Origin of the sequence: Arthrobacter sp. AK01 (assembly GCF_021109375.1) — a bacterium.
Classification (GTDB): Bacteria; Actinomycetota; Actinomycetes; order Actinomycetales; family Micrococcaceae; genus Arthrobacter.
Genome location: NZ_JAJOHP010000063.1, coordinates 20,394 through 28,394, shown reverse-complemented (window position 1 = coordinate 28,394; position 8,001 = coordinate 20,394). Strand labels below are relative to the sequence as shown.

The 8,001-nt window shown below is 63.1% G+C and carries 9 protein-coding genes; 7 read left to right on the top strand and 2 right to left on the bottom strand.

Features of this window, described 5'->3' with window-relative positions; genetic code table 11:
* Positions 1-251: 251 nt before the first annotated feature.
* The 3 genes from LN996_RS18690 to LN996_RS18680 all read left to right on the top strand — a co-directional run bounded on the left by LN996_RS18690 (position 252) and on the right by LN996_RS18680 (position 3,109).
* The gene (locus LN996_RS18690) at positions 252-1,253 is read left to right on the top strand and encodes a metal ABC transporter solute-binding protein, Zn/Mn family (RefSeq protein ID WP_231341890.1); all 1,002 of its coding nucleotides are present in this window, start codon (positions 252-254) and stop codon (positions 1,251-1,253) included.
* A gap of 113 nt (positions 1,254-1,366) precedes the next feature.
* On the top strand, positions 1,367-2,218 hold the full coding sequence (locus LN996_RS18685) for a metal ABC transporter ATP-binding protein (protein ID WP_374110809.1): 852 nt from the start codon (positions 1,367-1,369) through the stop codon (positions 2,216-2,218).
* A complete protein-coding gene (locus LN996_RS18680) occupies positions 2,219-3,109 on the top strand; it encodes a metal ABC transporter permease (protein WP_231341888.1) in 891 nt (296 codons plus the stop codon). It begins immediately after the preceding gene.
* Here LN996_RS18680 and LN996_RS18675 read toward each other — a convergent pair.
* Positions 3,106-3,573 carry a Fur family transcriptional regulator gene (locus LN996_RS18675; RefSeq protein ID WP_231341887.1) on the bottom strand — a complete coding sequence of 156 codons (468 nt, stop codon included), beginning with the start codon at positions 3,571-3,573 and terminating at the stop codon, positions 3,106-3,108. The two genes, LN996_RS18680 and LN996_RS18675, sit on opposite strands and share 4 nt — an antisense overlap.
* A gap of 94 nt (positions 3,574-3,667) precedes the next feature.
* Here LN996_RS18675 and LN996_RS18670 point away from each other — a divergent pair, with 94 nt between their 5' ends.
* Positions 3,668-4,321 (top strand): MBL fold metallo-hydrolase, encoded by a 654-nt coding sequence (locus LN996_RS18670; protein ID WP_231341886.1) that lies wholly within the window; start codon positions 3,668-3,670, stop codon positions 4,319-4,321.
* Here LN996_RS18670 and LN996_RS18665 read toward each other — a convergent pair.
* Positions 4,318-5,400 (bottom strand): PLP-dependent cysteine synthase family protein, encoded by a 1,083-nt coding sequence (locus LN996_RS18665; protein WP_231341885.1) that lies wholly within the window; start codon positions 5,398-5,400, stop codon positions 4,318-4,320. The genes LN996_RS18670 and LN996_RS18665 overlap by 4 nt on opposite strands.
* Before the next feature lie 83 nt (positions 5,401-5,483).
* On the opposite strand from LN996_RS18665, the gene LN996_RS18660 reads away from it, so the two are divergent.
* The 3 genes from LN996_RS18660 to LN996_RS18650 are packed head-to-tail and all read left to right on the top strand — an operon-like array spanning position 5,484 to position 7,971.
* Positions 5,484-6,401 (top strand): sulfurtransferase, encoded by a 918-nt coding sequence (locus LN996_RS18660; protein ID WP_231341884.1) that lies wholly within the window; start codon positions 5,484-5,486, stop codon positions 6,399-6,401.
* Positions 6,398-7,546, top strand: coding sequence for an NAD(P)-dependent alcohol dehydrogenase (locus LN996_RS18655; protein WP_231341883.1), 1,149 nt, complete (start codon positions 6,398-6,400; stop codon positions 7,544-7,546). Before LN996_RS18660 ends, LN996_RS18655 begins: the two co-directional genes overlap by 4 nt.
* A complete protein-coding gene (locus LN996_RS18650) occupies positions 7,543-7,971 on the top strand; it encodes an HIT family protein (protein WP_231341882.1) in 429 nt (142 codons plus the stop codon). Before LN996_RS18655 ends, LN996_RS18650 begins: the two co-directional genes overlap by 4 nt.
* Positions 7,972-8,001: the final 30 nt, after the last annotated feature.

Below are 8,001 nucleotides of genomic sequence, written 5' to 3'. Positions count from 1 at the left end.
CCCCCCCCCCCCCCCCCCCCCCCCCCCCCCCCCCCCCCCCCCCCCCGCCCGGCGGGGGCCCGGGCGCGGCCCCGTCCACCCCCCCCCCCCCCCCCCCCCCCCCCCCCCCCCCCCCCCCCCCCAAAAAAAAACCCCCCCGTCCGCCCCCCCCCCCCCCCCCCCCCCCCCCCCCCCCCCCCCCCCCCCCCAGTCTTGTCTAAATAGGAATCATTCCTATTTAGGGCTACACTGGAACCTGCCAGTAATTGTGTTTGATTCTCATTTTGAGTAGATCCGAGGTCCTCGTGCGTCGTTCCGCCGCCCGCCTGTCCATGGCCGCTTCCGCAGGTATTGCCGCCCTCCTGCTTTCTTCTTGTGCCGGTACGGCTGGGGCCACCAATCCGTCATCGTCCGGCGCCATCGAGGTGGTCACCTCCACGAATGTTTACGGCGACGTAGTGAAAGCAATCGGTGGGGATAAAGTCAACGTCAGCGCCATCATCACCAAGACCAGCCAGGACCCGCACTCCTATGAGGCATCTGCCCAGGACAAGTTGGTCATCTCCAAGGCAAAGCTCGTAGTGGAGAACGGCGGAGGCTATGACGAGTTCCTCCACAAGATTGCTGATGAAACCAAGGTCGGCCACGAGAACATGATCAGCGCAGTCGAAATTTCCGGGCTTGCTCCGGAAGGAGAGGGACACAGCGAGGAAGCCCACAGCGATGCGGACCACGCGCACAATCACGGTGAGTTCAACGAACACGTCTGGTACAGCCTGGCCACCATGGGCAAGGTGGCCGACGCAGTTGCCGCCAAACTTGGCAGCCTGGATGCGGGATCGGCCGCGACGTTCACGGCCAATGCCGACGCGTTCAAAGCCAAGCTCACTGACCTCACTGGAAAACTCGACGCCGTCAAGGCGGCCAACGAGCACGCGCCGGTAGCGGTCACTGAGCCCGTGCCGCTGTATCTGCTGGAAGCGGCGGGCCTGGAGAATAAGACTCCCGAGGCCTACAGCGCCGCCATTGAAGAGGAAACCGATGTCCCGGCCGCTGTATTGAAGGAAACCACGGACTTGGTCAGTGCCAACTCCGTGCGGTTCCTGGCATACAACGAACAGACCGAAGGACCCCAGACCGAAGCCGTCAAGCGGGCCGCCGAGGCTGCGGGTGTGCCGGTGGTGAATTTCACGGAGACCCTGCCTGACGGCAAGGACTACGTCCAGTGGATGACGGACAACGTGGAAGCCGTCACTGCAGCATTGAAGAAGTAGCTTTACCAGCATCAAATTGCGGTGAAGGGCCCCGCCCGCGTCCTAAGATATTCAGGGATGGCTGCGGGGCCTTTTGCTGCCACCACCCAGTCGCGAACACGAGCGGCATCAGAATGCGTTCCCCGGAGCGCGTGGATCGAGGACAACTTTTGACACCGGTAGTGAGCCTCCGCGGAGGGAGCCTGCAGTTCGGCAAGAGGACGCTTTGGCGGGATCTTGATCTGGACATTAATCCGGGAGAGTTCTTCGCAGTCCTTGGCCCGAACGGCAGTGGCAAGACAAGCTTCCTGAAAGTCCTCCTCGGACTTCAGGAGCTGCACTCCGGATCAGTGACTCTCGGTGGTCACCCCGTGGAGCGCGGCAGTAAGCGCATCGGCTACATTCCGCAGCAAAAGTCGTTCGCTCCGGATACGCCTTTGCGTGCCCGGGACCTGGTGGGCCTTGGCATTGATGGGCATCGCTGGGGCATGCGGCTGTCTGCAGGAAAGGTCAACCAGCGTGTCGACGAATTGCTGGAGTTGGTGGGGGCATCGGACTACGCAAAGGTTCCGGTGGGGCAACTGTCCGGTGGCGAGCAGCAACGGCTCAGGGTGGCGCAAGCGCTGGCCACGGAGCCGCAAGTTCTCCTGTGCGACGAACCGCTCCTTTCGCTGGACCTTCACCACCAGCAGGGCGTGAGTTCGCTGATCAACAAGCAGTGCCATGAGCGCAACAGCGCAGTGGTTTTCGTGACCCATGAGATCAACCCGGTGATGGATTATGTTGACCGCGTCCTCTATCTGGCCGGCGGCCAGTTCCGGGTCGGGACGCCGCAGGAAGTCATGACCACGGAAGTCCTTTCGGAGCTTTACGACAGCCATGTGGAGGTCATCCACACCAACGGAAGGATCGTCGTCGTCGGTCTTCCCGACGCAACCACTCACTTCCACGACGAAGCCCACGCTAATGCCGGGGAGGAATTCTAAGTGGATCCCGACAACATCCTGCAAACCATTTTCAACTTCGAGAACTATGGCGAGTTGCTGGTGCTTGTCCAGAACTCCATCTGGGCCGGTGCGGTACTGGGGTTGCTGGGTGGCTTGGTTGGCACTTTCGTCATGAAGCGGGACCTTGCCTTCGCGGTCCATGGCATCTCCGAGTTGTCCTTTGCCGGTGCTGCGTTTGCTTTGCTGATTGGTGCCGACATCATTTTTGGCTCGTTGATTGGCTCGGTGGCTGCAGCAGTACTGCTTGGATTCATGGGCGTGAGGGCGCGGGACAAGAACTCGATCATTGGCGTGATCATGCCGTTCGGCCTGGGCCTGGGCATCTTGTTCCTAGCGCTGTATGAGGGCCGTGCGGCTAACAAATTCGGCCTGCTGACCGGTCAGATTGTTTCCGTGGACACCGTCCAGTTACAGGTTCTTGCCGGGACAGCGGTGGTGGTGATGGCAGCGTTGGCTGCTATCTGGCGGCCGCTGAGCTTCGCCAGCGTGGACCCCGAAATGGCTGAAGCCCGGGGCGTTCCGGTCAGGGGACTGGCCATCGGGTTCATGGTGCTGCTGGGCATCAGCGTGGCGCTGTCCATCCAGATTGTCGGTGCGCTGCTTGTGCTTGCATTGCTTATCACCCCCGCGGCTGCGGCGCTGCGCGTGACTACTTCGCCTCGCCTGGTGGTGCTGCTGAGCGTGGTATTCGCGATGACTGCCACTGTGGGAGGCATCCTCCTGGCCCTCGGCAGCCGGATCCCCATCAGCCCCTACGTCACCACCTTGTCATTCCTGATCTACGTGGTGTGCCGGGTCATTGGACGGGTCCGGACCAACAGGGGGCTTAACGGCCGAGTGTCACGGGACCAGCCCGCGGGCGCACTCTAGAGCTTGCCGGCAGCCTTTTTCGCGGTGCACTCCGGGCAGAGTCCGAAGATTTCGACGGTGTGGGCCACCTCAGTGAAACCGTGTTCGGCGGCAGTTCGTGCAGCCCAGGTTTCGACGGCGGGTGCTTCCACTTCCACTGCCTTCCCACAGTTGCGGCACAGCAAGTGGTGGTGGTGTCCCGTGACAGCGCAACGTCTGTAGACCGCTTCTCCTTCGCCGTTGCGGAGGACATCAATAAGTCCGTCATCGGCCAACGACTGAAGGATGCGGTACGCAGTGGCCAGCGACACGGAAATGCCCTTGTTCTGCAGCAACCGGTATAGCTCCTGGGTGCTGACGAAGTCATCCAATTCGTCCAGTGCGGCGCTGACGGCCAAGCGTTGCTTGGTGACACGCTGCTCCTTGACACCGCTGGTGGCCGGCGCCGCAGGGCCGGTCGTGGCGGAATTGGTGCCGTGTGGCATGGAAAGACTCACTTCCGTGGGGATGCTGGCAAACCCCAATTTTACCAGCAGGGCAGGGTTGGAAACTGTCAGCCGGTGGTCCTAGGCTGAGGACATGCTGCTCACCAAGTACACCCACGCCTGTGTCCGGTTGGAGAAGGAGGGAAACGTCCTGGTCATTGATCCTGGAACGTTTTCCGAATCGGAGGAAGCATTGAGCGGGGCCCACGCCGTACTTGTCACTCACGAGCACAATGACCACATAGACCGTCCGGCCGTTCTGGCAGCCATGCGGAGCAATCCATCGTTGGAAGTCCATGCTCCTGCTGGTATTGCCACGGCATTGCGGGAAGATGGCGACGTGGCCGAGCGGGTGCACGCCGTGGAGCCCGGCTCTGATTTCGAAGCCGCAGGATTCAGCGTGCGGACGTTCGGCGGCCAGCACGCGGTAATCCACGCGCAAATCCCGGTGGTGGCGAACATCGGCTACTTGGTGGATGAAAATGTGTTCCACCCGGGGGACTCCTTCGTCGTCCCGGACGGGATTGACGTCAAAACCCTCCTGGTGCCCATCCATGCCCCGTGGTCCAAGGTGGGCGAGGTGGTGGACTTCGTCATCTCAGTCCGCGCTCCCAGGGCGTTTCCGGTCCATGACGCACTGCTCAATGAGCTGGGACGTGGCATCGTGGAGGGCCACGTGACCCGAATCGGCGCCCGCTACGGGACCAGCTACGAACGCCTTGCGCCGCGCGACTCAGTAGAGGTCTAGCCGGTCCAAGCCCCCGTGTTGTGGAACCGCTCCAGGACTGCTTCGTGCGGTAAAGGATCCAAGCCCTTGGCCGCCAGCCAGCCGGCGTCGTTATAACTGCCTGCATAGCGGTCGCCGCTGTCGCACATCAGTGAAACGATGCTGCCTTGACGCCCCTCAGCCACCATCCCGGCCACCAACTGCCAGACGCCCCACAGGTTGGTCCCGGTGGAGGGCCCTGCGTGCAGGCCCGTGAGCTTGCGGAGATGGCGCATGGCGGCAACGGACGCGGCGTCGGGCACCTGGATCATGTGGTCGATCACCGCAGGGACGAAACTGGGTTCAGACCTTGGACGGCCGATGCCCTCGATTCGTGATGGCAGGCCCGTGGCTGCGGCGGTGTCGCCGTCGCGCCAAGCGGGGTAGAAGGCGGAGTTTTCCGGGTCCACTACGGCCAGGCGCGTGGGGTAGCGGTTGTACCTCAGGTAGCGGCCAATGGTCGCGCTGGTGCCACCGGTGCCCGCGCCCACCACGATCCAGTCGGGAATCGGGTGTTCCTCAAGGGCGAGTTGGTCGAAAATCGACTCCGCGATGTTGTTGTTGCCCCGCCAATCTGTGGCGCGTTCTGCATATGTGAACTGATCCATGTAGTAGCCGCCGGACGTTTGGGCGGTTTCCTCGGCCACGGCATAGACCTCCGAAGCATGGTCCACCAACAGGCACGCGCCGCCAAAGTCCTCGATCAGGGCGATCTTCTCGGGGCTGGTGGTTTTGGTCATGACGGCGATGAAGGGCAAGCCAATCAGCCGCGCAAAGTAAGCCTCGGACACGGCAGTACTGCCGCTGGAGGCTTCCACGATGGTGGTGCCCTCCGTGATCCATCCGTTGACCAGGCCGTACAGGAACAACGATCGCGCCAAGCGGTGCTTGAGGCTGCCCGAGCGGTGGGTCGACTCATCCTTCAGATACAGCTGGACCCCCCAATGTTCCGGGAGGGGAACCGCGTAAAGGTGCGTGTCCGCCGAGCGGTTGTTCTCAGCCTCGATCTTGCGGATGGCCTCGCTGGCCCATGCCCTGTCCTGAATGCACGAATTGCTCACTGGATAAGCCTAGGCTGGATTCCGGGCGGCGGCAGCACCAGCAGCTGCGCGGGGAGACCGGCCGCCGGAACGAAGGAGAACTTATGTCCACGCTGATCAGTTCGTCACAACTGCACGAGCGCCTCCAATCCGGGGAGCGCACTGTGCTCCTGGATGTCCGCTGGGTGTTGGGACGGACTGACGGGCATAGTGAATACCTGGCCGGGCACCTGCCCGGCGCAGTTTACGTGGACCTCCCCACTGAGCTCGCAGACCACGCGCAGCCCGGCCGTGGCCGGCACCCGTTGCCGTCGCGCGAACACTTCCAGGAGACCGCGCGAAAGTGGGGAATCAACGACGGCGACACAGTGGTTGCGTACGACAACAGCGGCAGCATGGCTGCAGCACGCGTTTGGTGGATGCTGCGCAACGCCGGGGCTTCCTCGGTCTACCTGCTCGACGGCGGTTTGGCGGCCTGGCGTGCGGAGGGTTACCCGGTGGAATCCGGTGAGGTGACTCCCGCCGTCGGAGATGTCCTCTTGGGCGCGGGCAACATGCCAGCGATTACCGAGCAGGAAGCGGCTCAGTGGCACAGCCACGGCGTGCTGTTGGACGCCCGGGCGGGAGAGCGCTACCGCGGCGAAGTGGAGCCGATCGACCCCCGGGCGGGACACATTCCGGGCGCTGTGAGCGCACCGACCACGGCAAACGTCACGGGCGAGGGGACCTTCTTGCCGGCGGAGGAACTGAAACGACGCTTCGAGGAGCTGGGCGTGGATGGGTCAGCCCGCATTGCCGTGTATTGCGGCTCCGGGGTGACGGCTTCCCACGAGATCGCGGCTCTGGAGATTGCTGGTTACCGGGCGGAATTGTTCCCGGGATCCTTCTCGCAATGGTCCAACAACGCCGCGAATCCCGTAGCCGTTGGAAGCGATCCTTTTGACGAGGGCCCTGAGGGTGCCCCTGATCACGCTGGCGCAAGTGGCACAAGCACAGCTGCCGGGAGTAGCGTCGGATCATGACCCCCGGACGCCCTGTGCCCCCGCCCCTTGCCAAACCCATCACCCTGAACACCAGCGAAACCGGTAAGGAAACCCTTGCTGCAGCCTATGGCGCTACGTCCCCCGATAGTGGCCTGGTTCCCTTGACTGTCTCCCGCCGTGCACCTGCTGAGGACGACGTAGAGATCGCGGTTGAATTCTGCGGCCTGTGCCACTCCGACGTGCACGCGACGCGGGGGGAGTGGCGAATTCCCCCCTACCCGCTGGTCCCTGGCCACGAGATAGTTGGCCGGGTAACCCGCGTGGGCACCGCAGTGGAGGACTTTGCGCCGGGTGACCGGGTGGGTGTCGGCTGCATGGTGGACTCCTGCCGCGAATGCGGGAGCTGCCTCGATGGCCTGGAGCAGTACTGCGAGCGGGGCAACATCGGCACGTACGGCGCTGCCGACCCCCGTCACGGTGACGCGGTCACCCAAGGCGGCTATTCGACGTCGGTGGTGGTTGACAGGCGCTTCGTGCTGCGCGTTCCAGAAGCCCTCGACCCCGCTGCGGCAGCGCCGTTGTTGTGCGCAGGAATCACCACCTACTCCCCGCTGCGGTACTTCGACGTCGAAGAAGGCGACTCCGTAGGCGTTGTGGGGTTGGGCGGACTGGGGCACATGGCCGTCAAGATCGCCAAGGCCATGGGGGCGGAAGTCACTGTGTTTACTACCTCCGAATCCAAGTTCGACGCCGCTAGGGAACTTGGTGCCGACCACGTGGTTCTCTCCATGGACGCCGACGCCATGGAGGCTGCCAACCGGAGCATCGACGTCATCATTGATACTGTCGCCGCGCCGCACGACCTCAACCCCTACTTCCGGACGCTTCGCCTGGATGGGGCGCTGTTCCAGCTGGGCCTTCCTGCCGACGACATGCCGCCGGTCAGCCCGGGCCTGCTCATCCGCCGCCGACTCGCCTACGCGGGTTCGTTGATCGGCGGCATTGCGGAAACTCAGGAAATGCTGGACTTCTGCGCGGAACACGGAGTCACCAGCGACGTGGAAATCGTGGGGGCCGAACAGCTGAACGAGGCCTACGACCGCATGGTTGCCGGTGACGTAAAGTACCGTTTCGTGCTGGACACAGCAACACTTCAGAAACCATCGGAAAGGGCAGACGCATGAGCACACTGTTCACCAAGATCATCAATGGCGAGATCCCCGGCCGCTTCGTGTGGAAGGACGAGGATGTGGTCGCCTTCCTCACCATCGCTCCGCTCACGCACGGACACACCTTGGTGGTGCCGCGCGAAGAAGTGGACTCGTGGACACATGCCAGCCCGGAACTCCTGGCCAAAGTCATGGACGTCGCCCAGAGCATTGGCAAGGTCCAGGAGAAGATCTTCGACGCCAAGCGCGTGGGCGTCCTCATGGAGGGGTTTGAGGTGGAGCACCTGCATGTGCATGTGTGGCCGGCCTACTCCACCGCGGACTTTGAAGTCCACAACGTAGACCACAACCCGGACCCCGCAGTGATGGATGCCACGGCAGTAAAGCTTCGTGCCGCACTCCGGACGGCCGGACACGGAGATGCTGTCCCCGAAGACTGAGCTCCGGGACAAGTTAACCCGGCGGTGCTT

Bases quoted from the DNA above. Each gene is read 5' to 3' on its own strand.
- LN996_RS18685 (WP_374110809.1), top strand. From the start codon at position 1,367: ATGCGTTCCCCGGAGCGCGTGGATCGAGGACAACTTTTGACACCGGTA.
- LN996_RS18675 (WP_231341887.1), bottom strand. From the start codon at position 3,573: ATGCCACACGGCACCAATTCCGCCACGACCGGCCCTGCGGCGCCGGCC.
- LN996_RS18670 (WP_231341886.1), top strand. From the start codon at position 3,668: ATGCTGCTCACCAAGTACACCCACGCCTGTGTCCGGTTGGAGAAGGAG.
- LN996_RS18660 (WP_231341884.1), top strand. From the start codon at position 5,484: ATGTCCACGCTGATCAGTTCGTCACAACTGCACGAGCGCCTCCAATCC.
- LN996_RS18655 (WP_231341883.1), top strand. From the start codon at position 6,398: ATGACCCCCGGACGCCCTGTGCCCCCGCCCCTTGCCAAACCCATCACC.
- LN996_RS18650 (WP_231341882.1), top strand. From the start codon at position 7,543: ATGAGCACACTGTTCACCAAGATCATCAATGGCGAGATCCCCGGCCGC.